Origin of the sequence: Mycobacterium sp. IS-2888, assembly GCF_001954215.1 — a bacterium.
In the GTDB taxonomy this organism is placed as follows: domain Bacteria; phylum Actinomycetota; class Actinomycetes; order Mycobacteriales; family Mycobacteriaceae; genus Mycobacterium.
Genome location: NZ_MBET01000053.1, coordinates 21,941 through 48,385 on the forward strand (window position 1 = coordinate 21,941; position 26,445 = coordinate 48,385).

General features: G+C 68.7%; 27 protein-coding genes and 1 riboswitch. Of the genes, 18 read left to right on the top strand and 9 right to left on the bottom strand.

Annotated elements, in window-relative coordinates; all coding sequences use genetic code 11:
• Genes A5745_RS08945 through A5745_RS25005 form a run of 3 tightly spaced genes read right to left on the bottom strand, consistent with a single transcriptional unit; the run spans nucleotide 1 to nucleotide 2,023 of the window.
• Nucleotides 1-882 carry an SAM-dependent methyltransferase gene (locus A5745_RS08945; protein ID WP_076115789.1) on the bottom strand — a complete coding sequence of 294 codons (882 nt, stop codon included), beginning with the start codon at nucleotides 880-882 and terminating at the stop codon, nucleotides 1-3.
• Nucleotides 883-884: 2 nt separating this feature from the next.
• Nucleotides 885-1,712, bottom strand: a complete 828-nt coding sequence (locus A5745_RS08950; RefSeq protein ID WP_076063670.1) for a mycofactocin-coupled SDR family oxidoreductase — start codon at nucleotides 1,710-1,712, stop codon at nucleotides 885-887.
• Nucleotides 1,709-2,023, bottom strand: a complete 315-nt coding sequence (locus tag A5745_RS25005; protein WP_076063672.1) for a putative quinol monooxygenase — start codon at nucleotides 2,021-2,023, stop codon at nucleotides 1,709-1,711. Before A5745_RS25005 ends, A5745_RS08950 begins: the two co-directional genes overlap by 4 nt.
• 171 nt (nucleotides 2,024-2,194) lie before the next feature.
• Here A5745_RS25005 and A5745_RS08960 point away from each other — a divergent pair, with 171 nt between their 5' ends.
• Nucleotides 2,195-4,666: a DNA translocase FtsK gene (locus tag A5745_RS08960; RefSeq protein WP_076115790.1), complete on the top strand. Its 2,472-nt coding sequence runs from the start codon at nucleotides 2,195-2,197 to the stop codon at nucleotides 4,664-4,666.
• A gap of 12 nt (nucleotides 4,667-4,678) precedes the next feature.
• Here the strand turns inward: A5745_RS08960 and A5745_RS08965 are convergent, their stop codons facing one another.
• Entirely contained in the window at nucleotides 4,679-5,194 is a 516-nt protein-coding gene (locus A5745_RS08965) for an amino-acid N-acetyltransferase (RefSeq protein WP_076115791.1), read from the bottom strand.
• A gap of 57 nt (nucleotides 5,195-5,251) precedes the next feature.
• On the opposite strand from A5745_RS08965, the gene pgsA reads away from it, so the two are divergent.
• The 4 genes from pgsA (at nucleotide 5,252) to A5745_RS08985 (ending at nucleotide 8,050) form a co-directional block, all read left to right on the top strand.
• On the top strand, nucleotides 5,252-5,848 hold the full coding sequence (gene pgsA / locus A5745_RS08970; protein WP_217695275.1) for a CDP-diacylglycerol--glycerol-3-phosphate 3-phosphatidyltransferase: 597 nt from the start codon (nucleotides 5,252-5,254) through the stop codon (nucleotides 5,846-5,848).
• A gap of 90 nt (nucleotides 5,849-5,938) precedes the next feature.
• Entirely contained in the window at nucleotides 5,939-6,289 is a 351-nt protein-coding gene (gene clgR / locus A5745_RS08975; protein WP_076115792.1) for a transcriptional regulator ClgR, read from the top strand.
• 96 nt (nucleotides 6,290-6,385) lie between these two features.
• Complete coding sequence (gene pspA / locus A5745_RS08980) at nucleotides 6,386-7,213, top strand: phage shock protein PspA (protein WP_076063679.1); 828 nt, start codon at nucleotides 6,386-6,388, stop codon at nucleotides 7,211-7,213.
• An 18-nt stretch (nucleotides 7,214-7,231) separates the two neighbouring features.
• Nucleotides 7,232-8,050, top strand: coding sequence for a hypothetical protein (locus A5745_RS08985; RefSeq protein ID WP_076063681.1), 819 nt, complete (start codon nucleotides 7,232-7,234; stop codon nucleotides 8,048-8,050).
• A 7-nt stretch (nucleotides 8,051-8,057) separates the two neighbouring features.
• Here the strand turns inward: A5745_RS08985 and A5745_RS08990 are convergent, their stop codons facing one another.
• Nucleotides 8,058-8,456, bottom strand: a complete 399-nt coding sequence (locus tag A5745_RS08990) for a DUF5313 domain-containing protein (protein ID WP_076115793.1) — start codon at nucleotides 8,454-8,456, stop codon at nucleotides 8,058-8,060.
• Nucleotides 8,457-8,473: 17 nt separating this feature from the next.
• Nucleotides 8,474-8,905 carry a limonene-1,2-epoxide hydrolase gene (locus A5745_RS08995; RefSeq protein WP_076115794.1) on the bottom strand — a complete coding sequence of 144 codons (432 nt, stop codon included), beginning with the start codon at nucleotides 8,903-8,905 and terminating at the stop codon, nucleotides 8,474-8,476.
• Between the two features lie 53 nt (nucleotides 8,906-8,958).
• Between A5745_RS08995 and A5745_RS09000 the strand changes: the two genes are divergently transcribed.
• A complete protein-coding gene (locus A5745_RS09000) occupies nucleotides 8,959-10,125 on the top strand; it encodes a glycosyltransferase (protein WP_076115795.1) in 1,167 nt (388 codons plus the stop codon).
• A complete protein-coding gene (locus A5745_RS09005; RefSeq protein WP_076063689.1) occupies nucleotides 10,125-10,325 on the top strand; it encodes a DUF3046 domain-containing protein in 201 nt (66 codons plus the stop codon). Before A5745_RS09000 ends, A5745_RS09005 begins: the two co-directional genes overlap by 1 nt.
• 51 nt (nucleotides 10,326-10,376) lie before the next feature.
• On the opposite strand, the gene A5745_RS09010 is transcribed toward A5745_RS09005, so the two are convergent.
• Nucleotides 10,377-11,051, bottom strand: coding sequence for a (2Fe-2S)-binding protein (locus A5745_RS09010; RefSeq protein ID WP_076115796.1), 675 nt, complete (start codon nucleotides 11,049-11,051; stop codon nucleotides 10,377-10,379).
• 38 nt (nucleotides 11,052-11,089) lie between these two features.
• Nucleotides 11,090-11,233, bottom strand: a riboswitch (cobalamin riboswitch).
• A gap of 165 nt (nucleotides 11,234-11,398) precedes the next feature.
• Here A5745_RS09010 and recA point away from each other — a divergent pair.
• The 4 genes from recA to A5745_RS09030 are packed head-to-tail and all read left to right on the top strand — an operon-like array spanning nucleotide 11,399 to nucleotide 15,108.
• Nucleotides 11,399-12,451: a recombinase RecA gene (recA, locus tag A5745_RS09015; protein ID WP_076063692.1), complete on the top strand. Its 1,053-nt coding sequence runs from the start codon at nucleotides 11,399-11,401 to the stop codon at nucleotides 12,449-12,451.
• Nucleotides 12,405-12,938 carry a recombination regulator RecX gene (gene recX / locus A5745_RS09020; protein WP_083662826.1) on the top strand — a complete coding sequence of 178 codons (534 nt, stop codon included), beginning with the start codon at nucleotides 12,405-12,407 and terminating at the stop codon, nucleotides 12,936-12,938. Before recA ends, recX begins: the two co-directional genes overlap by 47 nt.
• Nucleotides 12,939-12,982: 44 nt before the next feature.
• On the top strand, nucleotides 12,983-14,479 hold the full coding sequence (gene miaB, locus A5745_RS09025) for a tRNA (N6-isopentenyl adenosine(37)-C2)-methylthiotransferase MiaB (RefSeq protein WP_076115797.1): 1,497 nt from the start codon (nucleotides 12,983-12,985) through the stop codon (nucleotides 14,477-14,479).
• Nucleotides 14,476-15,108, top strand: coding sequence for a hypothetical protein (locus A5745_RS09030; RefSeq protein ID WP_076115798.1), 633 nt, complete (start codon nucleotides 14,476-14,478; stop codon nucleotides 15,106-15,108). The genes miaB and A5745_RS09030 overlap by 4 nt, the downstream gene beginning before the upstream one ends.
• Here the strand turns inward: A5745_RS09030 and A5745_RS09035 are convergent.
• Complete coding sequence (locus A5745_RS09035) at nucleotides 15,105-16,433, bottom strand: DUF349 domain-containing protein (RefSeq protein WP_076063700.1); 1,329 nt, start codon at nucleotides 16,431-16,433, stop codon at nucleotides 15,105-15,107. The two genes, A5745_RS09030 and A5745_RS09035, sit on opposite strands and share 4 nt — an antisense overlap.
• Nucleotides 16,434-16,710: 277 nt before the next feature.
• On the opposite strand from A5745_RS09035, the gene A5745_RS09040 reads away from it, so the two are divergent.
• From A5745_RS09040 to A5745_RS09070, 7 genes are all read left to right on the top strand, one after another.
• Nucleotides 16,711-17,667, top strand: coding sequence for a DMT family transporter (locus tag A5745_RS09040; RefSeq protein WP_076063702.1), 957 nt, complete (start codon nucleotides 16,711-16,713; stop codon nucleotides 17,665-17,667).
• Between the two features lie 39 nt (nucleotides 17,668-17,706).
• Nucleotides 17,707-18,408 (top strand): hypothetical protein, encoded by a 702-nt coding sequence (locus A5745_RS09045; protein ID WP_076115799.1) that lies wholly within the window; start codon nucleotides 17,707-17,709, stop codon nucleotides 18,406-18,408.
• 8 nt (nucleotides 18,409-18,416) lie between these two features.
• The gene (gene miaA / locus A5745_RS09050) at nucleotides 18,417-19,361 is read left to right on the top strand and encodes a tRNA (adenosine(37)-N6)-dimethylallyltransferase MiaA (RefSeq protein ID WP_076115880.1); all 945 of its coding nucleotides are present in this window, start codon (nucleotides 18,417-18,419) and stop codon (nucleotides 19,359-19,361) included.
• Nucleotides 19,362-19,365: 4 nt separating this feature from the next.
• The gene (gene dapF, locus A5745_RS09055) at nucleotides 19,366-20,250 is read left to right on the top strand and encodes a diaminopimelate epimerase (RefSeq protein WP_076115800.1); all 885 of its coding nucleotides are present in this window, start codon (nucleotides 19,366-19,368) and stop codon (nucleotides 20,248-20,250) included.
• 46 nt (nucleotides 20,251-20,296) lie between these two features.
• Nucleotides 20,297-21,736, top strand: coding sequence for a GTPase HflX (gene hflX / locus A5745_RS09060; RefSeq protein WP_076115801.1), 1,440 nt, complete (start codon nucleotides 20,297-20,299; stop codon nucleotides 21,734-21,736).
• Nucleotides 21,737-21,825: 89 nt separating this feature from the next.
• Entirely contained in the window at nucleotides 21,826-22,986 is a 1,161-nt protein-coding gene (locus A5745_RS09065) for an acyl-CoA dehydrogenase family protein (protein WP_076063713.1), read from the top strand.
• Between the two features lie 428 nt (nucleotides 22,987-23,414).
• Nucleotides 23,415-25,712, top strand: a complete 2,298-nt coding sequence (locus A5745_RS09070) for a hypothetical protein (RefSeq protein ID WP_076115802.1) — start codon at nucleotides 23,415-23,417, stop codon at nucleotides 25,710-25,712.
• Between the two features lie 9 nt (nucleotides 25,713-25,721).
• Here the strand turns inward: A5745_RS09070 and lexA are convergent, their stop codons facing one another.
• Complete coding sequence (gene lexA / locus A5745_RS09075) at nucleotides 25,722-26,423, bottom strand: transcriptional repressor LexA (protein ID WP_076063717.1); 702 nt, start codon at nucleotides 26,421-26,423, stop codon at nucleotides 25,722-25,724.
• Between the last annotated feature and the right edge of the window lie 22 nt (nucleotides 26,424-26,445).

Genomic DNA, 26,445 nt, shown 5'->3' on the forward strand with positions numbered 1-26,445 from the left:
CTAAACCTTCTCCGCGTACACCGACCACTCCAGCTGTGATGCCGGGAGCTTGCGACCGGTGGGTTCGACGTAGCGCTGGACGAACTCGTCGGGCCCGGCCTGCTCCACCAGCCGCCAGCCGTATTCGCCGAGGAACCCGGCGACCTCGTCGGGCTGCAGGCCGAAGTGCCAAAGCTGATGGCGCTCGCGGGTGTTGCGGTACAACGTCCGGGTGCCGTACAGGTTCGTCCCGTCGATGAAGTCCCGGCGGACGTAGGTGAACACGAATCGGCTGCCCGGGGCGGCCGCGCGGAGGCCCTCCAGGGTCCGCCGGACACCGTCTTCGGTGAGGTATTGAGTGACGCCCTCGCAGATGAAGAAGGCACGGTAATCGGTGTGATAGCCGTGCTCGGCCAACGAGGTGAGCAGGTCATCGCGCTCGAAGTCCAGCGCCACCAACCGAACCGACAGCGGCGGCTCGCCCAGCACCCGCCGAACCGTCTTGGCCTTGCGGGCGATATTGACCGGCAGGTCCACCTCGAAAACGGGCATTCGCACCTGCCGGGTCAGCCGGTAGGGGCGGGTGTCCAATCCGGCGCCGAGGATGACGACGGCGTCGATGTCCTGGTTGTCACTGAGCGCTTCGGCAAGTTTGTCGGCGATGAAGCGCTTGCGGCAGGCCATGTTCACCCACAACCCGGGGCCGGTGAACTCCGATCCGCGGATCATCAGGCGCCGGATCGGGGCGGCCCGGGTCGCGGCGACGAGCCAGCGCAGCGGGGCCGGCAAGAACAGGTCCGCGAGGTCGTCGTCGACCAGGCGGCGGCCGGGCGGCTCGTTCTGTTCGACGGCCGCCAATACCATCGGGCCGAAGGCGGTCTGCGCCACGGGGTTTCGCGCCATGACTATCGCTTGTTCAAGTAGCCGGCGTCTACCGGCAACGCGACGCCGGTGAGGTAGCGAGCCTGATCGGATACCAGCCATGCCACCGCGTCGGCGATGTCGGCCGGCGCCAGCACCTGCACCGGCAGCGCGTTGCCCATGTCCGGCGGTGAATCGGACTGCGCGACGAGGTCGGCCAGCCACCGTCGGGTGTACTCGTTGTTGATCATCGGGGTGTCGACCCCGGACGGATGTATCGAGTTGACCCGGATGTTGTGGCGGGCAAGCAAATTGGCGTATACGCGCATCAACCCGACCATACCGTGTTTTGCCGCGGCGTAGCCGATGGAGCCCGAGTCGGCACTTCCGATGCCGGCCAGCCCGGCGGCCGAACTGATCAGCACGATCGAACCGCCGCTGCCCTGGGAGACCATTGTCGGTATCGCGGCCTCCACGGTGTGGTGCACGCCGGTGAGATTGACGTCGATGACGTCGCGCCAGCCGTCGCCGCCGGACTGCATGGGTGCGATGCCGGCGTTGGCCACCACGATGTCGAGGCGCCCGAACTCGTCGACGCCGGCCTGGACTGCGTCCGAAAGCGATTCGCGATCGCGAACATCGCCCTGTTTGGCGACGATGCGTGCCCCGGTGTCCTCGACGAGCTTGACGGTCTCCGCCAGATCCTCCGGGGTGGCCAGCGGATACGGGACACTGTCGATCTGCGCGCACACGTCGACAGCGATCACATTCGCGCCGTCCGCGGCCAGCCGCACCGCATGCGCCCGACCCTGCCCGCGCGCGGCGCCGGTGATGAGCGCGACTTTGCCATCCAGCGGCCGGCCGGGGGTCACCGGCGCAGTTGCCCTTTTTCTGGATCCCCCGCGGGCACCGGCTGCAGCATCTTGATGTCCGGCGCTCCGGCCAGGTGCTCGCCGGCCGCCGCGAACATCTTGCCGATCGCGGGGGCGGTGCTGTGCGCCTTGAGCGCCTCGGGGTCGGCCCATTGCTCGACGAACACGAACGTCTCACCCGTTTCGTGCAGCGAGTACAACTGGCAGCCCGGCTCGTCGTGCACCTCTTCCACCGCACTGGTGAGGATGTCGCGGACGGTGTCGACCGATTCGGGTTTGACGGTCATGGTGGCGACGACGACGACGGGCATGCTAGGGCCTCCTGGGCAGGACGGGGAGCGGCGTGACTTTGATCACCGTTCGTCACCCTACCCACGCGTTCCGGGGGCCGCTGCGGCGCCCGAGGGAGGGGATCGGAGAGGATCGCCGTTACCAGTGTGGCGGGTGGTGCAGATGATGTATTTACGACTACCCTGGCCACCATGGCTAGTAAGACCGCGGCCCGCTCACGAAGCCGAACGAGCAGGTCAAAGGCCGCTTCGCGGGGCAGGTCCCGAAGTACGCGACCGGCCGCACCCCGCCGGCGCCCGGGTAGACCCGCCAAACGGCACAACCAGTCGGTGCTGGTCGCCGCGGGGCTGACCTGCGGCCGGGCCATGCGCGCCACCTGGCTGATGGCGGCGCGCGGCACCGGCGGTGCGGCGCGCTCGATCGGGCGGGCCCGCGACATCGACGCCGGGCATCGCCGCGACGGCATCGCGCTGGTTCTGCTCGGGCTGGCCGTCGTCGTCGCGGCGAGCTCGTGGTTCGACGCCGCCCGGCCGATCGGCGCGTGGGTCGACGTCGTGCTCCGGACGTTCATCGGGTCGGCCGTCCTGGCGCTGCCGGTGGTCTTGGGCGGCGTCGCGGTGGCGCTGATGCGGACTCAGCCCAACCCCGATGCGCGGCCCCGGCTGATACTCGGCGCCAGCCTCATCGCCCTGTCGGTCCTCGGCCTGCGCCACCTGTGGTCCGGTTCTCCGGAAGATCCCGAATTGCGCAGGCGCGCAGCGGGATTCATCGGCTTCGCCATCGGTGGTCCGTTGTCGGACGGCCTGACGCCCTGGATCGCCGCGCCGCTGCTGTTCATCGGGTTCATGTTCGGCCTGTTACTCCTCACCGGGACCACCATCCGCGAATTGCCCGACATGATTCGGGCCACGTTCGGCACCCGGCTGATCGACGACGAAAACGGTGACTACGACGAGTCCGCCTACGATTACGCCGACGAGTTCGACGACCGGTTCGACGACGAGCCACCTTTCGACGCAGAACCGCAGGCGTGGTCGTCGGAGGGCGCCGGCGACGACGTGTACGACGAAACCCCCACGGTCCCCGAACCGGCCTTCGAAGCCGCCAAACCGCGCGGCCGGCGCGGCTCGCGCAAGCAGCCCCAGGTCACCGACCGCGTCGTCGAGGGCCCCTACACGCTGCCGTCGCTGGACCTGCTGGTCACCGGCGACCCGCCCAAAAAGCGCAGCGCGGCCAACAACCAGATGGCCACCGCGATCGGCGAGGTACTCACCCAGTTCAAAGTCGACGCGGCCGTCACCGGCTGCACCCGCGGGCCCACCGTCACGCGCTACGAGGTCGAGCTGGGCCCCGGCGTCAAGGTGGAGAAGATCACGGCGCTGCAGAAGAACATCGCCTACGCGGTGGCCACCGAGAGCGTCCGCATGCTGGCGCCGATCCCGGGCAAGTCGGCCGTCGGCATCGAGGTACCCAACACCGATCGCGAAATGGTGCGCCTGGCCGACGTGCTCACCGCGCCGTCGACCCGCCGCGACCACCACCCGCTGGTGATCGGGCTGGGCAAGGACATCGAGGGCGATTTCATCTCGGCCAACCTGGCCAAGATGCCGCACCTGCTGGTGGCCGGCTCCACGGGTTCCGGGAAGTCGAGCTTCGTCAACTCCATGCTGGTGTCGCTGTTGACGCGGGCCACCCCGGAGGAGGTCAGGATGATCCTGATCGACCCGAAGATGGTGGAACTGACGCCGTACGAAGGCATTCCGCATCTGATCACCCCGATCATCACGCAGCCGAAGAAGGCGGCGGCCGCGCTGGCGTGGTTGGTCGAGGAGATGGAACAGCGCTACCAGGACATGCAGGCGTCGCGGGTGCGTCACATCGACGACTTCAACGCGAAGGTGCGGTCGGGTGCCATCACGACGCCGCTGGGCAGCCAGCGTGAGTACCGCCCGTACCCGTACGTCGTGGCGATCGTCGACGAGCTGGCCGACCTGATGATGACGTCGCCGCGTGACGTCGAGGACGCCATCGTGCGGATCACCCAGAAGGCCCGGGCCGCGGGCATCCACCTGGTGCTGGCCACCCAGCGGCCGTCGGTGGACGTGGTGACCGGGCTCATCAAGACCAACGTGCCGGCGCGGCTGTCGTTCGCGACGTCGTCGCTCACCGACAGTCGGGTGATCCTGGACCAGGCGGGCGCGGAGAAGCTGATCGGGATGGGCGACGGCCTGTTCCTGCCGATGGGAGCCAGCAAGCCCCTGCGCTTGCAGGGGGCCTACATCACCGACGAGGAGATCCACGCCGTCGTCGCCGCCTGCAAGGATCAGGCCGAACCCGAATACACCGACGGCGTGACCACCGCCAAGCCCACCAGCGAGCGCACCGACGTCGACCCGGACATCGGCGACGACATGGACGTGTTCCTGCAGGCCGTCGAGCTGGTGGTGTCCAGCCAGTTCGGCTCCACGTCGATGCTGCAGCGCAAGCTGCGCGTCGGCTTCGCCAAAGCGGGCCGCCTGATGGACCTGATGGAGACCCGCGGCATCGTGGGGCCCAGCGAGGGATCCAAGGCGCGTGACGTGCTGGTCAAGCCCGACGAGCTGGCCGCGACGTTGGCCGCGATCCGGGGTTCCGCGGGCGGATCCGACCTCCAAGACGAGTGAGGAGCCCGACGACTAAAGCACCAGCAGCATCCGGGAGTTGCCGAGGATGTTCGGCTTGACGTAGCTCAGGTCCAGGAACTCGGCGACACCGATGTCGTAGGAGCGACACATCTCCTCGAACACCTCGGCGGTGACCGGTGTGCCCTCGATCTCGCTGAACCCGTGCTTGCCGAAGAACTCCGTCTCGAACGTCAGCACGAACAACCGCTGCAACTGCAGCTCGCGGGCGACTTCGAGCAGCCGGTTGACGATCGCATGGCCGACGCCACGCCCCGTCACGGCCGGATCGACGGCGACGGTGCGGATCTCGCCGAGGTCGGACCACAACACGTGCAGCGCCCCGCAACCGACCACTTTTCCGGCGAGCTCGGCCACCCAGAACTCCTGAACGGCCTCGTAGAGCGTCACCAGGTTCTTTTCCAGCAGGATCTTTCCGGAGTAGGTGTCGACGAGTTGTTTGATCGCCGGGACATCGGATGTTCGCGCGCGCCGCACCACCGGCCGGTGATCCTGTTGGCTTTCGGTCACGGGTCAACAGTATTGACATCGGGCACGCCTGCGCTGGTCAACCGTTATTCTGTTGCCGTGTCGGGGCAGCCGCAAACGGGTCCGATAGTGCGGCGTGTCCGGATCGCCAATCTCGCGAACATCCTCACGCTGTTGCGGCTGGTGCTGGTCCCGATCTTTTTGCTCGCCCTGTTCGCCGGGGATGGCCACCAAATCGTCGGGCGCATAGTCGCTTTCGTGATTTTCACGATCGCCATGATCACCGACCGGCTGGACGGCTTGCTGGCCCGCAACTACGGCATGGCAACCGAATTCGGTGCGTTCGTCGATCCGGTCGCCGACAAGACGCTGATCGGGTCGGCGCTGATCGGATTGTCGATGCTTGGGGACCTGCCGTGGTGGGTCACCGTGCTGATCCTGACTCGCGAGGTCGGGGTGACCGTGTTGCGGTTGACGGTGATTCGTCGCGGCGTCATCCCCGCCAGCTGGGGCGGCAAAGTCAAGACCGTGGTCCAGGCGCTGGCGATCGGGTTGTTCGTGCTGCCCCTCTCGGGGCCGTTCCTGGTGGGGGCTTCGGTGGTGATGGCGGCGGCGGTCGTGCTCACCGTGGTGACCGGCATCGACTACGTCGCGTCCGCCGTCCGGGAAGTTCGCCAGGCGACGGGCGGGAACTAGGCCACCGGTGCCGGCGTTGACCTAATGAGCTCGTGTCGAGCAGGGCTGCCTGGAACAAACTGGAACGAACCGGGACGAAGGAGAGCGGGAATGCCGCCATTGGTGCGCGAGGTCATCGGCGACGTGTTGCGCCTGGCCCGGACAACGCAGGGACGGACGTTGCGCGAGGTGTCCGATGCGGCTCGGGTGAGCCTCGGGTACCTGTCCGAAGTCGAGCGCGGCCGCAAGGAGCCCTCCAGCGAGCTGCTCAACGCGATCTGCGATGCGTTGGAGGTCCCGCTGTCGGCGGTCCTCACCGACGCCGGCGAGCGGATGGCGAGCGAGGAACGCGCCGCGCACAGCGAGCTGGCTGGCGAGCCGACCGCCGTGGCAAGCGGTTCCACCATCGACCCCGGCACGAAGGTCGTCATTCCGCCGGTGGCGTCTCTGGCGGTGGCCTGAGCGCCCCACTAAATTGAGCGGCAGGGTGAGCACGAGCCCAGCAGGGCTCTACCCAAGGCCTACCGGGCCCACAAGTAGCGAAGGCGGAGCTAAGCAATGGCCAATCCGTTCGTCAAAGCGTGGAAGTACGTCATGGCGTTGTTCAACGCGAAAATTGACGAGCACGCCGATCCCAAAGTCCAGATCCAGCAGGCCATCGAGGAAGCGCAGCGCACCCATCAGGCCCTGACGCAGCAGGCCGCCCAGGTGATCGGCAACCAGCGTCAGCTGGAGATGCGGCTCAACCGGCAGCTGGCGGACATCGAAAAACTGCAGGTCAATGTGCGCCAGGCCCTGACCCTGGCCGACCAGGCCACGTCCTCCGGAGATACCGCGAAAGCCACCGAGTACAACAACGCGGCCGAGGCGTTCGCGGCCCAGCTGGTGACCGCCGAGCAGAGCGTCGAAGACCTCAAGACGCTGCACGACCAGGCGCTGCAGGCGGCGGCCCAGGCCAAGAAGGCCGTCGAGCAAAACTCGATGGTGTTGCAGCAGAAGATCGCCGAGCGCACCAAGCTGCTCAGCCAGCTCGAGCAGGCGAAGATGCAGGAGCAGGTCAGCGCGTCGCTGCGGTCGATGAGCGAGATCGCGGCCCCCGGTAACACGCCGAGCCTCGAAGAGGTGCGCGACAAGATCGAACGCCGCTACGCCAATGCGGTGGGCGCGGCGGAGCTTGCGCAGGGTTCCGTGCAGGGGCGGATGCTCGAAGTCGAGCAGGCCGGTGTGCAGATGGCCGGTCATTCCCGGCTGGAGCAGATCCGCGCGTCGATGCGTGGCGAAGCCCTGCCGACGGGCTCGACCGCCGCAGCGGAAGCCACCCCGGCCACGCCCGCGCCCGCCGAGACCGGCGGGCAAGCCGCCGAGAAGCCCTTCGGTCAGTCCTAAACCGCGAAGGGTCCCACGATGTCGGTGAACGCGACGGGGCGCGGATCCTGGCGCGCGTTGTTGCAGCGGGGGCTGGACACCGCCGCCGACCTTTCCGACTTTGTGGCCCAGAAGATCAGCGCCGCCGCGGATCCACGCGCCCGGCTGCTGCGACGCCGCCGACGCGCGCTGCGGTGGGGCCTGATATTCGCCGCCGGCTGCGTGTTCTGGGCGGTGGTGACGGCCGTGCTCGCGGCCTGGGGCTGGTTCGCGTTGCTGCTGGAGATCACCGGGGCCATCGCGGTCGTTCTGGTGATCCCGGCGACGTTGCTGCTGCTTCGCTACCGCTGGCTGCGATCCGAGCCGCTGCCGGCGAGCCGGCCCGCCAACGCGCGCAGGCTGCCGCCGCCCGGTTCGGCCGCGCGACCGGCGATGTACGCGCTGGGCGCCTCGGAACGAGGATTCTTCTCTCTCCTGGGTGTGATCGAGCGGGGCGCGATGTTGCCGGCGGCCGAAATCCGCGACCTGACCGCGGCGGCGAACAAGACCTCGGCGGCGATGGCTGCCACTGCGGCCGAGGTGGTGTCCATGGAGCGGGCGGTGCACTACTCGGAGTCGTCACGCTCGTATCTGGTGCCCACCATCAACGCGTTCACCGCGCAGCTGAGCGCGGGCGTTCGTCAATACAATGAAATGGTCACCGCCGCAGCACAATTGGTATCGTCGGCCAACGGCGACACCGGGGGAGTGCTAGCCGCGTCGCAGCAACGCTACCGCGACGAGTTGGTCGGAGCGACGGATCGTCTCCTCGGCTGGGCGCAGGCGTTCGACGAACTCGGCGGACTGCAGCGCAAGTAGCGCGCCGCTAGTCTTCGGGCCGCGGGCCGTAGCGCTCGATGTAGGCCTGGTGGATGTGCGCGTCTCGCGCCCGGGCGCGTTCGTCGACGAGCCCGGGATCCAGCCCGTGCACCGCCAGCATGTGCCGGCGCCACACCTTGTTGAGCGCGTGCGAGAAATACACGAACGGAATGAGGATCGGCAGCGTCATGCTCAGATGGACGTCGAGCGTGGTCGGGATGAACCAGAACGGTATGAGCACCAACACCGCCGGCACCGCGACGCGGATCATCATCCGGGCGACGGCGCCCTTGCCGGCCAGGTCGTTGCGCACCCAATCCCGCATCGAGTCGGGTAGCCGGCGCCCGTAGCAATAGCGGATGTACTCCAGGGCGTTGGGCTTGGTGCGGACGCTGTCGTTGGCCATGTCTGTGTCATGCCCTGTCAGAACGACGCTTTTAGTGACGGTATTACCAGCGCGGCCAGCCCACGCGCCGTGGCCTTGAGCATGTCGAAGAAGTCAAAGTAGTCGCGCCACAGGGTGATTCGCCCGTCGTGCACCTCGAACACGCCGCACACCCAGAACTGAAGCCGCAACGGACCGAAGATCAGCGCGTCGCTGCGTTCGGTGAGCACCGCGGCCCCATCGGCGGCGATGCGGTGGATCTTCACCTCGAACGCGGCGCGCCCGTCCATCCGCCGGAATAGCTTCATCGCTCTGGCGCGGCCGTGGATCGTCGGCAGTCCCACGTTCTCGTAGACGAGGTTGTCGTCCAACGACGCCTCCGCCGTTTCGTAATCCGCGTCCTGCAAGGCGTTCAGGAAACCTTCGACCGTCCTGGTGTTCGCGACGGCCGTCCCAGTCGGCTCTGTCATGGCTGCCAGCGTAGGCGAGCCGGCCCCTCCGGCGCTGTGGCAGGGTAGGGCTGATGCGCGTCGCCGTCGTTGCCGGGCCAGACCCCGGGCACTCGTTTCCGGCGATCGCACTGTGCCTGCGCTTCCGCGAGGCCGGCGACGAGCCCACCCTGTTCACCGGCGAGGAATGGATCGGCACCGCCCGCGGCGCCGGGATCGACGCGGTCGCGCTGGACGGGCTCGCGGCCACCGACGACGACGTCGACGCCGGGGCCCGAATCCATGGGCGCGCGGCGCGGATGGCCGAGCTCAACCTGCCCGCCCTGCGCGAGCTGGCGCCCGACCTGGTGGTCTCCGATGTCATCACGGCGGGCGGCGGCATGGCCGCCGAGCTGTTGGGCATTCCGTGGATCGAGCTCAACCCGCATCCGCTGTACCTGCCGTCCAAGGGATTGCCACCGATAGGCAGCGGGCTGGCGCCCGGCACCGGCATCCGCGGCCGGCTGCGCGACGCCACGATGCGCGCGTTGACCGCGCGCTCCTGGCGGACCGGGGTCAAGCAGCGTGCCGCGGTCCGGCTGCAGATCGGGCTGCCCGCCGTCGATCCCGGGCCGCTGCGACGGCTCATCGCCACGCTGCCCGCGCTCGAGGTGCCCCGTCCGGACTGGCCGGACGAGGCCGTGGTGGTCGGCCCCTTGCACTTCGAGCCTACTGACCGGGTGCTCGAGATCCCACCGGGTCCCGGGCCGGTGGTGGTGGTCGCGCCCTCGACCGCGGCGACCGGGACCGCCGGGTTGGCCGACGTCGCGCTGCGACGCCTGACGCCGGGCGACACGCTGCCGGCGGGATCGCGGTTGGTGGTGTCGCGGCTGGACGGACCGGATCTGGCCGTGCCGCGCTGGGCGGTGGTGGGGCTGGGGCGCCAGGCCGAGCTGTTGACGCATGCCGACGTGGTGATCTGCGGTGGCGGCCACGGGATGGTGACCAAGACGCTGCTCGCCGGGGTGCCCCTGGTGGTGGTTCCCGGCGGGGGAGACCAGTGGGAGATGGCCAATCGGGTGGTTCGTCAGGGCAGCGCGCGGCTGGTCCGGCCGCTGACCGCCGACGCGCTGGTGGCCGCGACGAACGAGGTGCTGTCCACGCCCCGCTACCGCGAGGCCGCCCGCGAAGCCGCCGCCGGCATCGACGGGGTCGCCGACCCGGTGCGGGTGTGCCACGAAGCGCTGGCTCTCGCGGGGTGATGCGGGTGCGGCTGACGGAATTCAACGAGCGGGTGGTGCTGCGCTTCGGCGCGGCGTACGGCGCGTCGGTGCTGGTGGATCACGTGCTGACCGGGTTCGACGGCCGCACCGCGGCCCAGGCAATCGAGGATGGCGTCGAGCCGCGCGACGTCTGGCGGGCGCTGTGCGTCGACTTCGACGTGCCCCGCGACCAGTGGTGAGCCGCGCTTAGGGGTGAAGCCCCGCGCTTAGGGGTGAGCGACTACGCACGTTCATCTGTTGCTACGGCGTATCCGGCGAAACACGCAATCGGAGCACACGGACTTCCCGGGGACGCGATAGAAGAGGCAGCAGCTGCGACGCCTGAAACCCAGGTGCGTGCTGGTGATCACACCGCATCCGGCCAACATGCCGGTGCCCAGCAGTGATTCGGTGATCTCCAGGATGGGGCCGCGCAGATCGGGCCGGGCCGAGAGCAGGGCTCGCGACGCTCCCATGAGTGCGGACGCGATGTTGCCCGCGAGCAGGGCGGGGGCCAGTTTGACCCGCAGGCTGGCGGCGAACGGCTTCATGTGTTGTTTCACGACGATGCGGTACAGCAAACCCGCGGAGGGCGAGTCGACGGCTTGTCCGACGGGCTCGGGCATTCGAAGTTGCGCCGCGTCGTCGGCGCGCTGCAGGCCTTTGAGATCCGGAACGACCCCGTGCCCCAGCGCGCACGCCAGCACCGGTGACCACAGGCGGGTGGCGTGGCCGAGATGAACCTGCGAGGCGGCGATCCGCAGGTCCGACGTGCGATAGCGCCGGGCGGTGGCGTCGATCAGATCACTGAAACCGTCGGCGTAGGACTGCCCGACCGGATGCCATCCCGCTGCGTCGCCCCCGACAGTGAAGGTGAAAAACATTTTGTAAGAAGATATTTCGGCCAGCTCGGCAGAAATGTCCATGCGCGACCAAACCTCTCCGGGGAAATCCGCCCCAGTTGTCATGAGGAAGCGCTGACGGTGAGTATCTGGCTCTCGGGTCAGGACGTGTCCGTCCCCGATCACAGTGGCGGGACCGCACCGGATTCACACCGGTTTCCTCGGCTTTAGCAGGCTGCTTTGGCCCCGTCAGCGCCTTTCGGTAGCAAATGTTGCCATACGCCGTTACCGCGCCCGGCGTGTCCTCTTGAATCGAACACGTGTTCGGCTACTGTGGTGAGCGTTCGGAGACTTGTCGGACCCCGCGCCTAGGGTCACGGCCAACCGACCGATACCGGTCACCGAACACACCGACGATAGGAAGAGGCACCATGACGCAAGCCCCCGACCGCGAGAAGGCTCTCGACCTGGCGATGGCCCAGATCGAAAAGAGCTACGGCAAAGGCTCGGTGATGCGTCTCGGCGACGAGACGCGTCAGCCGATCTCGATCATCCCGACCGGATCCATCGCACTGGACGTGGCCCTGGGCATCGGCGGCCTGCCGCGCGGCAGGGTCGTGGAGATCTACGGTCCGGAGTCCTCGGGTAAGACCACCGTCGCGCTGCACGCGGTGGCCAACGCCCAGGCCGCCGGCGGCGTCGCGGCGTTCATCGACGCCGAGCACGCCCTGGACCCCGACTACGCCAAGAAGCTCGGCGTCGACACCGATTCGCTGCTGGTCAGCCAGCCCGACACCGGTGAGCAGGCGCTGGAGATCGCCGACATGCTGATCCGCTCCGGCGCGCTGGACATCCTGGTCATCGACTCGGTCGCGGCCCTGGTGCCGCGCGCGGAACTCGAAGGCGAGATGGGGGACAGCCACGTCGGGCTGCAGGCCCGGCTGATGAGCCAGGCGCTGCGGAAAATGACTGGCGCGCTGAACAATTCGGGAACCACGGCGATCTTCATCAACCAGCTCCGCGAGAAGATCGGGGTGATGTTCGGCAGTCCTGAAACCACCACGGGTGGAAAGGCTTTGAAGTTCTACGCATCGGTGCGCATGGACGTGCGCCGGATCGAGACGCTCAAGGACGGCACCAATGCGGTCGGTAACCGCACCCGGGTCAAGGTCGTCAAGAACAAGGTGGCGCCGCCGTTCAAGCAGGCCGAATTCGACATCCTCTATGGCCGGGGGATCAGCCGGGAGGGCTCGCTGATCGACATGGGCGTGGATCAGGGCTTCATCCGCAAGTCCGGTTCCTGGTTCACCTACGAGGGCGAGCAGCTCGGCCAGGGCAAGGAGAATGTTCGCACTTTCCTTATGGAGAACGCCGACATCGCCAACGAGATCGAGAAGAAGATCAAGGAAAAGCTTGGCATTGGCGCGGTCGTGACCGATGACCCCTCAGCCGATGGTGTCCTGCCCGCCCCCGTCGACTTCTGAGCCCTCTCGCGAGGAGCAGGCGCGGGCGTTGTGCCTGCGCCTGCTCACCGCGAGATCGCGCACCCGGGCCGAGCTGTCCGGTCAGCTGGCTAGACGCGGATACCCCGACGACGTCAGCACCCGAGTGCTGGATCGACTGGCGTCCGTGGGCCTGATCGACGACGCCGAGTTCGCCCAACAGTGGGTGGCGTCCCGGCGGGCAAGGGCCGGCAAGAGCCGGCGCGCCCTGGCCGCCGAGCTGCACACCAAGGGCGTCGACAACGACGCGATCACCGCGGCGTTGGCCGGGATCGACGCCGGCGCCGAGCGCGACCGGGCGGAGCAATTGGTGCGGGCCAAGCTGCGGCGCGAGACGCTGGCCGGCGACGACACAAAGGTGAGCCGCAGGCTGGTCGGGATGCTGGCGCGGCGTGGCTACGGCCAGAACCTGGCCTGCGAGGTCGTCCTCGCCGAGCTGGCCGCCGAACGGGAGCGCCGGCGGGTGTAGCTGCGGATTAATCCGGTGGGAGCCGGTCGCCGTACCATGGCCCCGTGACTTCGACGGTGGCCCGTGACGTTTCGGGGGCGCGTACTTATCAGGTGCGCACCTACGGCTGCCAGATGAACGTGCACGATTCCGAACGGCTGGCCGGGCTGCTCGAGGCGGCCGGCTATCGGCGGGCCGCCGAAGGGACCGACGCCGACGTCGTGGTCTTCAACACCTGCGCCGTGCGCGAGAACGCCGACAACAAGCTCTACGGCAACCTCAGCCATCTGGCTCCGCGCAAGCGCGGCAATCCCGATATGCAGATCGCGGTCGGTGGCTGCCTGGCCCAAAAGGATCGAGACGCGGTGCTGCGCAAGGCGCCGTGGGTCGACGTCGTCTTCGGCACCCACAACATCGGATCGCTGCCCACGTTGCTCGACCGCGCCCGGCACAACAAGGTCGCCCAGGTGGAGATCGCCGAGGCGCTGCAGCAATTTCCGTCGTCACTGCCCAGCGCCCGCGAATCCGCCTATGCCGCTTGGGTTTCCATCTCCGTCGGGTGCAACAACAGCTGCACCTTCTGCATCGTCCCGTCGCTGCGCGGCAAGGAGGTCGACCGCAGTCCGGACGACATTCTGGCCGAGGTGAGGTCGCTGGTGGCCGACGGCGTGCTCGAAGTGACGCTGCTCGGCCAGAACGTCAACGCCTATGGGGTGTCCTTCGCCGACCCCGAGCTGCCGCGGAATCGCGGCGCCTTCGCCGAGCTGCTGCGCGCCTGCGGAGAAATCGACGGGCTGGAACGCGTCCGGTTCACCTCCCCGCATCCGGCCGAATTCACCGACGACGTCATCGAGGCGATGGCGCAGACGCCGAACGTGTGCCCCGCCCTGCACATGCCGCTGCAGTCCGGATCCGACCGGGTGCTGCGCGCGATGCGGCGCTCGTACCGGGCCGATCGTTATCTCGGCATCATCGACCGCGTTCGGGCGGCGATGCCGCACGCGGCCATCACGACCGACCTGATCGTCGGATTTCCGGGTGAGACCGAAGAGGATTTCGCGGCCACACTCGACGTGGTGCGGCAGGCCCGGTTCGCGGCCGCGTTCACCTTCCAATACTCCAAACGGCCCGGCACCCCGGCCGCCGAACTCGACGGCCAGATCCCGAAACCTGTTGTGCAGGAACGCTACGAGCGGCTGGTCGAGCTGCAGGAGCAGATCTCGCTGGAGGGCAACCGCGCGCTGATCGGGCAGACCGTCGAGTTGCTCGCGGCCACCGGCGAAGGGCGCAAGGACAGCCGGACGTCGCGCATGACCGGACGCGCCCGCGACGGCCGCCTGGTGCACTTTTCCGCCGACACGGCGGTGCGGCCCGGCGACATCGTCACCACGGCGATCACCGGGGCCGCGCCGCACCACCTCGTCGCGGACGCCGGGGTGCTGACCCACCGCCGCACGCGGGCCGGTGACTCCGCAGGACAACGGCCGCGCGGCGTCGGTCTCGGCATGCCCGCTGTGGGGCCGTCCGGCGCAACCGCCCAACCGCTTGGATGCGCCCTATGAACGAACAGAAAAAAGAACACGCCGACATCGACGCCCTGCGTGCCGAAATCGAGGCCGCGGAACGCCGCGTCGCGCGTGAGATCGAGCCCGGCCCAAGGGCATTCGTCGTCGCCATCCTGGTATTCGTGCTGCTGGGCTCGTTCATCCTGCCGCACACCGGCGCCGTGCGGGGATGGGATGTCCTGTTTTCCAGCCACGGCGCCAGTGCGGCCGCGCTGGGCCTGCCGTTGCGGGTGTTCGCCTGGCTGGCGCTGGTCTTCGGCGTCGGATTCTCGACGCTGGCATTGCTGACCCGGCGCTGGGCGCTGGCGTGGATCGCGCTGGCGGGCACGGCGATCGCCAGCGGCGCCGGCCTGCTGGCGGTGTGGTCGCGCCAGACCGTGGCCGCCGGTCATCCCGGCCCGGGTGTGGGCCTGATCGTGGCATGGATCACGGTGATTCTGTTGACGTTTCACTGGGCCCGGGTGGTGTGGGCCCGCACCATCGTGCAACTCGCGGCCGAAGAGCAACGGCGCCGGATCGCGGCGCAGCAGCAGTCGAAGACGCTGCTGGACAGCCTCGACACGAACGACGCCCCCGACACTGCCCCCAACGATGCCGGCGACAAACGCGAGGATCCCGAGGGCTAGGTCCGCCGCGTCAGCGCCTCGGCCGCCGCTTCGGCCCACTGCCGCCACTGCGCCGCGTTGGCTTTGGCCTCCTCGGCTTCCTTGGTGCGGCCGGCCGCCTCGGCCTTGCGCGCCTGCTGTTCGTATTGCTCGGCACGGGTCGCGAACTGCTCGGCGCGGGCCTGCGCCTGGGGATCGGACCAATCCGATTCACCGGCGTCGCGCACCTTTTTCTCGACCGCCCGCAGCCGCCGCTCCAACTCGGCGGAGCGCTCCCGGGGGACTCGGCCGATCGCGTCCCATTTCTCCGCGATCGATCGCAGCGCCGCCCGGGCCGCGTCGTGATTGCTCGTGTCGAGCTTCTCCGCCTCGGCCAGCAGCGCCTCCTTGGCGACGGCATTGGCCCGTAATTCCGAATCCTTTTCCGCCGCAGCGGCATTGCGCGCGGTGAAAAACGTGTCCTGGGCGGCCTTGAAGCGACGCCACAGGGCGTCGTCGACGTCCCTGCTGGCCCGGCCCGCCGCCTTCCACTCGGAGAGCAGCTTGCGGAACTCCGCGCTCGTCGCGGTCCAGTCCGTCGAATCGGACAGCTCCTCGGCCCGTTCGCAGAGCCGCTCCTTGGACTCCCGAACCCCCGATCGCTCGCGGTCCAGCTCGGCGAAGTGGGCGCCCCGGCGCCGGTTGAAGGCTTCGCGGGCCGCGGAATAGCGCTTCCACAGCGCGTCGTCGACCTTGCGGTCCAGGCCGCTGATCGTCTTCCACTCGTCGAGAATCGCCCGCAGGCGGTCGCCGGCGATCTTCCAGTGGGTCGAGTTAGCGGCCAGGTCCTCGGCCTCGGCCGCCAGCGCCTCCTTGCGGGCGGTCTGGGCGGCGCGATGCTCCTCGCGGCGGGACTTGTCGGCGGCCGCCGCCGCCCCGGCGTGCTCGAGCAGCGTCGACAGCCGGCCCGCGAGCGCGTCGATGTCGCCCAGCACGCACGCGGTCGGCAGCGTCTCGGCCAGTTCGGATGCGTGGGCTTTGATCTTGCGGGCATCGCCGGTGCCCGACGCCAGCCGCTCCTCCATCAGCGTGATCTCGGTGGCGAGGTCATCGAAGCGCCGGCCGAAGTGGGCGAAAGCGGCCTCGCGGTCGCCGGCCTGCCAGGAGCCGACGACGCGTTCGCCCGCCGCGCTGATCAGCCAGACGGTGCCGTCGTCGTCGACGCGTCCGAACTGGTGCGGATCGCTCGACGGGGGCACGGCGACCGGGTGGATCGCGGGCCGCGAAGTTGGGCGCGGACCGGGCCGTGGTCCCGGACGCGGCGACGGCTTTGGTGAATCGCTGATACGGGGCTCGTCAGCGGTCATCGCTCGTCACCTGCCCTTTGCCACCTTCGCGCGGTTGGTGTTCCGCGCGCCTGCCGCGCGTAGCGGCACCGATACTCCCTAAGCGCTTCCCAGAGTATTCAAGCAGCTTGGCGGACCGTGCGCGGCCACCTTGGCCCCTCTAAAGTGATGGCTGGCGCTGGGATGTTGTCGAGATGATGCCGCTGTCGAACTACAGTCGAACTACTGTGGTGCGTGAACCCGTCTAGAACTGCACGTGTACGGAAAGCTTTGGGGGAGCGCTGGTGAGGGGGTTCCCATGTCCAAAGTGGACGTCGCGGCACTGATTGCCTTGTGCGCGGCACTGGCCTCCGCGATCGGCGACGTCATCCGGCAGCGATCCGCACACGAAATCACCGACAAACACGTCGGGCACCTCGAGCTGTTCCGTATGTCGTTGCGCGACAAGCGGTGGTGGTTGGGCGGCCTGGCGGCGATCGTCAACTACAGCCTGCAGGCCGGGGCCCTGGCGTGGGGATCGGTGGTCTTGGTGACCTCGCTGCAGGTGACCGCGCTGCTGTTTGCCCTGCCGATCTATTCGCGGCTGACCGGGCACCGGGTCACCCGCTGGGAGTGGATCTGGGCGATCGTGCTGGCAGGCTCTTTGGCGGTGGTCATCATCGTGGGCGACCCGACGGTCGGCCAGCAGCGGGGGGCGCTGTCCCAGTGGATCATCGTGGCTCTGGTGATGGGTCCCATCCTGGTGTTGTGTTTGCTCGGGGCGCGCATCTGGTCAGGTCGCCCGGTCGCGGCCGTGCTGCTGGCGCTGGTGGCGGGTTCGTCATTGGCGTTGTTCGCGGTGCTGACCAAGGGCCTCGTCGAACTGCTCGAAGAAGGCCTGGGCGCCGCCCTGACTTCGCCCGAGTTCTTTCCGTGGCTGGTGCTGATGTTGGCCGGGATGATTTTCCAGCAGTCGGCCTTCCGTGCTGGGGCGTTGACCGCGTCGCTGCCGACGATGACCGTGGCCAAGCCGCTGGTGGGCGGGATACTCGGGGTGTTTCTTCTCGGCGAGACATTCGACGCCCACGGGCCCCAGGCGTTCGTGCTGGTCGCGGCCGTGGCTATGGTCATTGTCGCGACGGTGGCGCTGGCCCGCGGGGAGGCCGCGTCGATCGCGGCGGAGACGGGGCGCGACCTCAAACGCACTCCGGCGGCGCAGGACGAACCCCCGCAGAGCGATGCGGCCCCTTCGGAGGAAAGCCGGACGATCACCTGACGCGTCCCGCGTCGTCGATCCGTCCGTTAGTTTGGTGGCGTGCTGAGCGCCATCGCGATCATTCCCTCGGCGCCGGTGCTTGTCCCGCAGCTCGCCGGAACGGCCGCCGCCGAGATGGCCGACGTGGTCGCGGCGGCCCTTGCCGCGGCCGCCCTGCTGCCGCCGCGCTGGATCGTCGTCGGGACGGGCCGAGCGGACGACATCCTCGGTCCCGACGGCGTGGGTACCTTCGCGGGCTTCGGCGCCGACGTGCCAGTCCGGCTGTCGCCCCTAACCGCAGCCGAGCCACCAGCCGAGCCGCCCGCCGAGATGCCCCTGTGCGCGCTGCTCGCGGGCTGGGTCCGCGGGCAGGTCCGCCCCGAGGTCAGCGCGCGGGTCCACGTCTACCGCGACGACCATGACGCCGACGCCGCGCTGACGCGTGGCCGACAACTGCGCGCCGCGATCGACCGGGCGCCCGACCCGGTGGGCGTGTTGGTCGTCGCCGACGGCGCCAACACCCTGACACCGAGCGCGCCCGGCGGTTATGACCCCGGCAACGCCGACGCCCAGCTGGCCCTCGACGACGCGCTGGCAAACGGCGACGCCGCCGCATTGACCCGGGTGCCGCCCGAGATCCAGGGCCGGGTCGCCTTCCAGGTGCTCGCCGGGCTGGCCGAACCCGGGCCGCGATCGGCCAAGGAGCTCTACCGGGGAGCGCCCTACGGGGTGGGCTACTTCGTCGGCGCCTGGCAGCCGTGAGCCAAGCCGTGCGACCGCTCGCGATCGTCGGCCCCACCGGTACCGGCAAGTCGCAGCTGGCGCTCGACTTCGCAGAACGGGTCGAGCGCCTCGGCATCCAGGCGGAGATCGTCAACGCCGACGCGATGCAGCTCTATCGCGGCATGGATATCGGAACCGCCAAGCTGCCCGTCGAGGCCCGCCGCGGCATCCCGCACCACCAGCTCGATGTGCTCGACGTCACCGAGACCGCGACCGTCGCCCGCTACCAGCGGGCCGCCGCCGCCGACATCGACGCGATCGCCGCCCGGGGCGCGCTGCCGGTGGTGGTCGGCGGCTCGATGCTCTACATCCAGTCGCTGCTAGACGACTGGTCGTTCCCCGCGACCGATCCCGCGGTGCGTGCGCGCTGGGAGCGGCGGCTCGCGGAGGAGGGGGTAGGGCCGCTGCACGCCGAGCTGGCCCGGCGCGACCCGGCGGCGGCCGCCGCGATCCTGCCCACCGACGGCCGACGCACGGTACGGGCGCTCGAGGTGGTGGAGCTCACCGGGCGGCCGTTCGCCGCGTCCGCGCCGCGCATCGGCACTCCACGCTGGGGCACCGTCATCGTCGGATTGGACTGCGATACAACGCTTCTCGACGAGAGATTGGCCCGCCGCACCGATACGATGTTCGAGCAAGGCCTGGTCGACGAGGTACGCGCGCTGCTGAAACGGGGCCTGCGCGACGGGGTCACCGCCTCGCGTGCGCTGGGCTACGCCCAGGTGCTCGCCGCGCTGGACGCCGGCGGCGGGCCGGAGCACCTGCGCGACGCGCGCGAGCAGACGTACGTCGGCACCCGACGGTACGTGCGGCGGCAGCGCTCCTGGTTCCGCCGCGATCACCGGGTGCACTGGCTCGAGTCTGAAAAAGGGGAAGCCGACCGCACCCGGCTCGTCGACGAAGCGGTGCAGGCATGGCGGCACGTATCCTGAGCTGGTGATCTTCGCTAAGGGGCACGGCACGCAAAACGATTTCGTGCTGCTGCCCGACGTCGGCGCCGAATTGGCGCTCACCCCGCCGTTGGTGGCCGCGTTGTGCGACCGGCGCCGCGGATTGGGCGCCGACGGGGTGCTGCGGATCACCACCGCCGACGCGGCGGTGGCCGCCGGGGTGCTCGAGCGCCGGCCCGACGGTGTTGGGTCGAACGACTGGTACATGGACTACCGCAACGCCGACGGATCGATCGCTCAGATGTGCGGCAACGGGGTACGGGTCTTCGCGCACTACCTGCGGGTCGGCGGCTTGGAGTCGCGCGACGAGTTCGTCGTCGGCTCGCTGGCCGGCGCGCGTCCGGTCACCCTGCATCACGCCGACGCGACCGAGGCCGACGTCACCGTCGACATGGGTAAGGCCAACCGGCTGGGCAGCGGCGGGGACGCGTTTGCGGCGGTCGTCGGCGGCAAGCGATTCACCGGGCTGGCGGTCGACGTGGGCAACCCGCACCTGGCGTGCGTGGATCCGCGGCTGAGTCCCGGCGAGCTCGCCGCGCTGGACGTGGCCGCCCCGGTGCAGTTCGACCGCGCGCAATTCCCCGACGGCGTCAACATCGAAATCCTCACCCCGGCGGCCGGCGGGGTGACACACATGCGGGTCCACGAGCGCGGGGTGGGCGAAACCCGATCCTGCGGCACGGGGACCGTCGCCGCCGCGGTCGCCGCGCTGGCCGATGCCGGTGCGGACACCGGGACGCTGACCGTACGGGTGCCGGGCGGCGATGTCACGGTCACCATCACCGACGCCACCAGCTACCTGCGCGGGCCGTCGGTGCTGGTGGCCCGCGGCGAGATCAGCGAGGAATGGTGGCGCGCACAGCAGCGTTAAATCGGGTGCGCGCAACCGATTTAGCGTGCACTATTGCTAATTGCCTATGACTCATCCCGAAACTCCCTTCCACGATCAGCCGGATCTAGAACCCAGCGCGGGCGAGCTTGCCCTCGAAGACCGATCGGCGCTGCGCCGCGTCGCCGGGCTATCGACCGAGCTGGCCGACATTTCCGAGGTCGAGTACCGCCAGCTCCGGCTGGAGCGCGTGGTGCTGGTCGGCGTGTGGACGCAGGGGAGCGCCGCCGACAACCAGGCGAGCCTGGCCGAGCTGGCCGCCCTGGCCGAGACCGCTGGCTCGCTGGTGCTCGAAGGCCTGATCCAGCGCCGCGACAAACCCGACCCGTCCACGTACATCGGCTCGGGCAAGGCGCAGGAATTGCGCGAGGTCGTCCTGGCGACCGGCGCGGACACTGTCATCTGCGACGGTGAACTATCACCGGCGCAGCTGACCGCGCTGGAGAAGGCCGTCAAGGTCAAGGTCATCGACCGCACCGCGCTGATCCTCGACATCTTCGCCCAGCACGCCACCAGCCGGGAAGGCAAGGCGCAGGTGTCGCTGGCCCAGATGGAGTACATGCTCCCGCGGCTGCGCGGCTGGGGCGAGTCGATGTCTCGGCAGGCCGGTGGTCGCGCCGGCGGCAGCGGCGGCGGCGTGGGCCTGCGCGGTCCCGGTGAGACCAAGATCGAGACGGACCGGCGCCGCATCCGCGAGCGGATGTCCAAGCTGCGCCGCGAGATCAAGGCGATGAAGCAGGCTCGCGACACCCAGCGCAGCCGCCGGCTCGGCAGCGACATCCCGTCGATCGCCATAGTCGGATACACCAACGCGGGCAAGTCCAGCCTGCTCAACGCGCTGACTGGGGCCGGCGTGCTGGTGGAGGATGCGTTGTTCGCGACGCTGGAGCCCACCACCCGGCGCGCGGAGTTCGACCCCGGAACGAAATGGGCTCGGCCGTTCGTGCTGACCGACACGGTCGGGTTCGTGCGGCACCTGCCCACCCAGCTGGTCGAGGCGTTCCGCTCCACGCTCGAGGAGGTCGTCGACGCCGACCTGCTGTTGCACGTTGTCGACGGCTCCGACGTCAACCCGTTTGCCCAGATCAATGCGGTGCGGCAGGTGGTTTCGGAAGTCTTTGCCGACTACGACGGCGCCGCGCCGCCGGAGCTGCTGGTGGTGAACAAGGTGGACGCCGCTAGCGATCTGATGCTGGCCAAGCTTCGCCACGGTTTGCCCGGGGCGCTGTTCGTGTCCGCGCGCACCGGCGACGGCATCGACGCCCTGCGCCGCCGGATCGCCGAACTCGCGGCTCCCACCGACACCGCCGTCGACGTCGTGATCCCCTACGACCGTGGCGACCTGGTGGCCCGCGTGCACGCCGACGGTCGGGTGCAGCAGGCCGAGCACAACTCGCAGGGCACTCGCCTGGTGGCCCGCGTTCCGGTCGCGCTGGCCGCGAGCCTGCGCGAGTTCTCGGCGAAATAAGCCTCGGCCGCGCACGGCCGCCCAGCCGCCGACCAACCGTCTGGTTGGTATATCTTGGGCGGCAGAGTCCCCGTCGCCGGAGGTCAGTTATGAGCGGTGCCGTCAAGTACCAGCGCACTCTTTTCGAGCCCGAGCACGATTTGTTCCGCGAGTCCTACCGCGCCTTCCTCGATCGCCACGTCGCGCCGTATCACGACGAATGGGAGAAGGCGAAGATCGTCGACCGCGAAGTGTGGCTCGAGGCGGGCAAACAGGGCTTTCTCGGCATGGCCGTGCCCGAGGAGTACGGCGGCGGCGGCAACCCCGACTTCCGGTACAACACGATCGTCACCGAGGAGACCACCGCCGGGCGCTACAGCGGCATCGGATTCGGCCTGCAAAACGACGTGGTGGCGCCCTACCTGCTGCGCCTGGCCACCGAGGAGCAGAAGCAGCGCTGGCTGCCTAAGTTCTGCAGCGGGGAGTTGATCACGGCGATCGCGATGACCGAGCCGGGCACCGGCAGCGACCTACAGGGCATCAAGACCCGGGCCGTCAAGCACGGCGATCACTACGTGCTCAACGGCTCAAAGACGTTCATCACCAACGGGATCAACTCGGATCTGGTGATCGTGGTGGCGCAGACGGATCCCGACATGGGCGCGCAGGGCTTTTCGCTGCTCGTCGTCGAGCGCGGCATGAAGGGCTTCGAACGCGGCCGCCACCTGGACAAGATCGGGTTGGACGCGCAGGACACCGCGGAGTTGTCGTTCACCGACGTCCACGTTCCGGCGGAAAACCTTCTCGGCGAGGAGGGCAAGGGGTTCATCTACCTCATGCAGAACCTGCCGCAGGAGCGGATCTCGATCGCGATCATGGCGGCCGCCGCGATGGAAACGGTACTGAACCACACCGTGCAATACACCAAGGAGCGCAAGGCTTTTGGCAAACCGATCGGCAGCTTCCAGAACAGTCGCTTCGTGCTCGCCGAGCTGGCGACCGAGGCCACAGTGGTGCGCGTCATGGTCGACGAGTTCATCCGGCTGCATCTCGAGGAGAAGCTGACGGCCGAGCAGGCCGCGATGGCCAAGTGGTACTCGACCGAGAAGCAGGTGCACCTGATCGACCGTTGCCTGCAGCTGCACGGCGGATACGGCTACATGCGCGAATACCCGGTCGCGCGTGCCTATCTCGATGCGCGGGTTCAGACGATCTACGGTGGCACGACCGAGATCATGAAGGAGATCATCGGCCGCGGCCTGGGTGTCTAGCCCGGGAGGCGGCCCCCTCGACGTATCGTGCGGGACGCAATCGCGTTGGCGGCCAACGAAATGTGACCGCCCGGCAAATTGATCTATTTCGCGTATCGCTGTTTTGGCCGGGTAGATTCCGGACCAATTGACGGCCTCGCGTACCGTCGGCACATGCGTTTGGATGCCGGCCGGTCGCGACATGGGTGCCGTCGTGCATCATTTCGACATCGGAGCGGTATCCGTTTTTGCAAAATTCGTGATTCGGCTTCGCATTTTCTGCTCGCTGGAGCAAAGTTATGCGAGCCCGGCGATAATGCGTACCCCCGCGGGTTAGTCACTCGCGGTGGGGGTATCACCCGCTCGCAGGGTCTGCAGGATGCGGGCATGGCCACAAACCGGGGCCTATCCGTCGGCTGGGAGGCTTGGTGAACGGGCAGGGAGGTCGATTGCGCAGGCTATTCGGGCGCGCGCTGATCAGCATGGCGGCCGCCGTCGTGGCCGCGGCATTCCTGGCACCCGGAGCCTTGGCATCCCCGATCGGCGACGCCGAGGCCGCCATGATGGCGGCGTGGGAGAAGGCCGGCGGCGACGGATCACCGCTGGGCGCCCGGAAGGGCGACGTCTACCCGGCCGGTGACGGATTCGTCCTGGACTTCGACGGCGGCAAGATGTTCTACACCACCGACACCGGCGCCAAGTTCGTGTACGGGCCGATCCTGGACAAATACGAGGCGCTCGGCGGCCCGGTCAACAGCGATCTGGGATTCCCGACCATCAACGAGGTCCCCGGCCTCGCGGGACCAGACAGCCGGGTGGCGACCTTCGCCGCCAGCGACAAGCCCGTGATTTTTTGGACGGCCGTGCACGGCGCGTTCGTGGTGCGCGGCGCCATGAACGCGGCGTGGGACAAACTCGGCAGCTCCGGCGGCGTCCTCGGCGCACCGGCCGGCGATGAAACCTACGACGGCGAGGTCACTTCGCAGAAGTTCACCGGCGGTCAAATCTCCTGGAACCGCAAAACCAAGGACTTCACCACCACCCCGCCCGCATTGGCCGACCAACTCAAGGGTCTGCAGGTGGCGATCGATCCCACCGCGGCCATCAACATGGCCTGGCGTGCCGCGGGCGGCGCCTCCGGCCCGCTGGGCGCCAAGCAGGGCGCGCAATATCCCATCGGCGGTGACGGAGTCGCCCAGAATTTCGCCGGCGGCAAGGTGTTTTTCAGCCCGGCCACCGGCGCAAGCGCTATCGAGAGCGACATTCTGGCCAAGTACGAGTCGGCCGGTGGGCCCGTCAGCAGCGACCTGGGGTTCCCGATCGCCAACGAGTCCGACGGCGGTATCCCCTCCAGCCGAAGCTGCACCTTCGCCGCGGCCGACAAGCCGGTGATCTTCTGGACACGCGAGCACGGCGCATTCGTTGTCCGCGGTGCGATGAAGGCCGCGTGGGACAAGCTTCGCGGTGCCAGCGGCAAGCTGGGTGCGCCGGTCGGCGACCAAGCCGTGGACGGCGACGTGATCTCCCAGAAGTTCGCCGGCGGCAAGATCTCGTGGAACCGCGCGAAGAACACGTTCACCACCGACCCGTCCAACCTGGCGCCGTTGCTGTCCGGCCTGCAGGTGTCGGGGCAGAACCAGCCGAGCAGCGCGGCGATGCCGCCCCACTCCAAGAAGTTCGCCTGGCATTCGTGGTATCTGCTGGTCATCATTCCGGTCGCGATAGTGCTCGCGCTGCTGGCGTTTCTGCCGTTCGGGTTGCGCCGGCGCCGCGCCCGCCGGGAGGCCGCGGCGGCCGCCGCCGCCTACCAGCACGACCGCGACGCCGACCTCGGCGGTTACGACGCTGTCGCCGACGGGCATTGGGGCCATGACTACGGCGACGACTACGCCTCCGCGGACGCGCGAGAGGAAGCCCACGAGCACGCCCACCCGAACGCCGAGGCCGCCACCGACCACTTCCTGTTCGGCGAGCCGCAACCGTCCGAAGAGCCCGGCGACGAGTCCGGGTCGCGGGTCAGCTGGTCGCGCGGCGACGAGGTCGCCGCGGAATACGGCGGGGAATCGCCGCCCATGCCCGAGGAGGACGCGGACCGGTCGGGGATCGAGGAGGTAGACCCCGACGCTGTGGACACCGATTCCATACCCGTCGTGTCGGAGGACGTTCTCGCCGAATCCGACTATCCCGAGGCCGGCTACCCCGAGCCCGCCTACCCGGAGCCTGCGTATCCGGAGGCCGCCTATCCGGAAGCCGCGTATCCGGAGGCCGCCTATCCGGAAGAGGACGAACCGGCCTATCTCGACGTCGATGAAGCCGCCGAGGCCGAAGAAGCCGAATATCCGGACGTGGCCGTTCCGCATACCCCAGCGGATGCCGCCCATCCGGACGACGCGTACCCCGCCGCGGCGCCGGAGCCGGTCGATTCGGATGTTGTCTATCCCGACGTCGCGGTCGCGCACACCGCCCCGGACGTCGCGGCCCCGGGCGTCGTGGCCGCCGCCGGGCCGAGGCCCGGGCGGCATGCCGCCGTCGACGCCGACGAGGGACCGGGCCCGGCCGGACGCCCGACCATCCACCTGCCGTTGGATGACCCGTATCAGATGCCGGACGGATATCCCATCAAGGTCAACGCCAGCTTCGGTCTGTACTACACCCCCGACAGCGTGCTCTACCAGGACACGCTCGCCGAAATCTGGATGTCCAGCGAAGAAGTCGCCCAGGCCAACGGCTTCACGAAGGCCGACTGACCCCGGTCGCTAAATCTTGCGGATCACCGTGACGACCTTGCCGAGCACGGTCGCCTCGTTGCCGGGGATGGGATCGAACGCGGGGTTGTGCGGCATCAGCCACACCTGACCGCCCGCGCGCTTGAAAGTCTTGACGGTGGCCTCGCCGTCGAGCATGGCGGCGACGATGTCGCCGTTGTCTGCGACATTCTGCTGCCGCACCACCACCCAGTCACCGTCACAGATCGCGGCTTCGACCATCGAGTCGCCGACCACCTTGAGCAGGAACAGGGCGCCCTCGCCGACCAACTCGCGGGGCAGCGGGAAGACGTCCTCGACCGCCTCTTCGGCCAGGATCGGCCCGCCGGCCGCGATGCGCCCGAGCACGGGGACGAAGGTGGGTTCCGGCAGCGCGTCCGAGCCGGCGACTTCGGTGACGGGCACCGCCGCCGCCGGGACGTCGTCGACACCGCGGACGTCGACGGCCCGGGGCCGGTTCGGGTCGCGGCGCAGGTACCCCTTGCGTTCCAGGGTGCGCAGCTGGTGAGCCACCGACGACGTCGACGTCAGACCGACGGCATCGCCGATTTCGCGGATGCTCGGCGGGTAACCGCGGCTGGTCACCGACTCGCGGATGACCTTGAGGATGGTGCGCTGCCGCTCGGTAAGCGATGGATCCACGGAATGCAACCGGCCGGCCGCGCCGGCGGAAGTGTCGTTGCTGTCGCTCATGGCACTGAATGTAGCCCCCCGG

Coding starts and splice junctions, on each gene's coding strand:
- A5745_RS08960 (WP_076115790.1), top strand. CDS start 2,195: ATGGCTAGTAAGACCGCGGCCCGCTCACGAAGCCGAACGAGCAGGTCA.
- A5745_RS09030 (WP_076115798.1), top strand. CDS start 14,476: ATGAACGAACAGAAAAAAGAACACGCCGACATCGACGCCCTGCGTGCC.
- A5745_RS08985 (WP_076063681.1), top strand. CDS start 7,232: ATGTCGGTGAACGCGACGGGGCGCGGATCCTGGCGCGCGTTGTTGCAG.
- A5745_RS09000 (WP_076115795.1), top strand. CDS start 8,959: ATGCGCGTCGCCGTCGTTGCCGGGCCAGACCCCGGGCACTCGTTTCCG.
- A5745_RS09035 (WP_076063700.1), bottom strand. CDS start 16,433: ATGACCGCTGACGAGCCCCGTATCAGCGATTCACCAAAGCCGTCGCCG.
- A5745_RS09040 (WP_076063702.1), top strand. CDS start 16,711: ATGTCCAAAGTGGACGTCGCGGCACTGATTGCCTTGTGCGCGGCACTG.
- A5745_RS09010 (WP_076115796.1), bottom strand. CDS start 11,051: ATGGACATTTCTGCCGAGCTGGCCGAAATATCTTCTTACAAAATGTTT.
- recA (WP_076063692.1), top strand. CDS start 11,399: ATGACGCAAGCCCCCGACCGCGAGAAGGCTCTCGACCTGGCGATGGCC.
- A5745_RS08945 (WP_076115789.1), bottom strand. CDS start 882: ATGGCGCGAAACCCCGTGGCGCAGACCGCCTTCGGCCCGATGGTATTG.
- A5745_RS09065 (WP_076063713.1), top strand. CDS start 21,826: ATGAGCGGTGCCGTCAAGTACCAGCGCACTCTTTTCGAGCCCGAGCAC.
- pspA (WP_076063679.1), top strand. CDS start 6,386: ATGGCCAATCCGTTCGTCAAAGCGTGGAAGTACGTCATGGCGTTGTTC.
- A5745_RS09005 (WP_076063689.1), top strand. CDS start 10,125: ATGCGGGTGCGGCTGACGGAATTCAACGAGCGGGTGGTGCTGCGCTTC.
- recX (WP_083662826.1), top strand. CDS start 12,405: ATGACCCCTCAGCCGATGGTGTCCTGCCCGCCCCCGTCGACTTCTGAG.
- A5745_RS25005 (WP_076063672.1), bottom strand. CDS start 2,023: ATGCCCGTCGTCGTCGTCGCCACCATGACCGTCAAACCCGAATCGGTC.
- clgR (WP_076115792.1), top strand. CDS start 5,939: ATGCCGCCATTGGTGCGCGAGGTCATCGGCGACGTGTTGCGCCTGGCC.
- lexA (WP_076063717.1), bottom strand. CDS start 26,423: ATGAGCGACAGCAACGACACTTCCGCCGGCGCGGCCGGCCGGTTGCAT.
- A5745_RS08990 (WP_076115793.1), bottom strand. CDS start 8,456: ATGGCCAACGACAGCGTCCGCACCAAGCCCAACGCCCTGGAGTACATC.
- A5745_RS08995 (WP_076115794.1), bottom strand. CDS start 8,905: ATGACAGAGCCGACTGGGACGGCCGTCGCGAACACCAGGACGGTCGAA.
- hflX (WP_076115801.1), top strand. CDS start 20,297: ATGACTCATCCCGAAACTCCCTTCCACGATCAGCCGGATCTAGAACCC.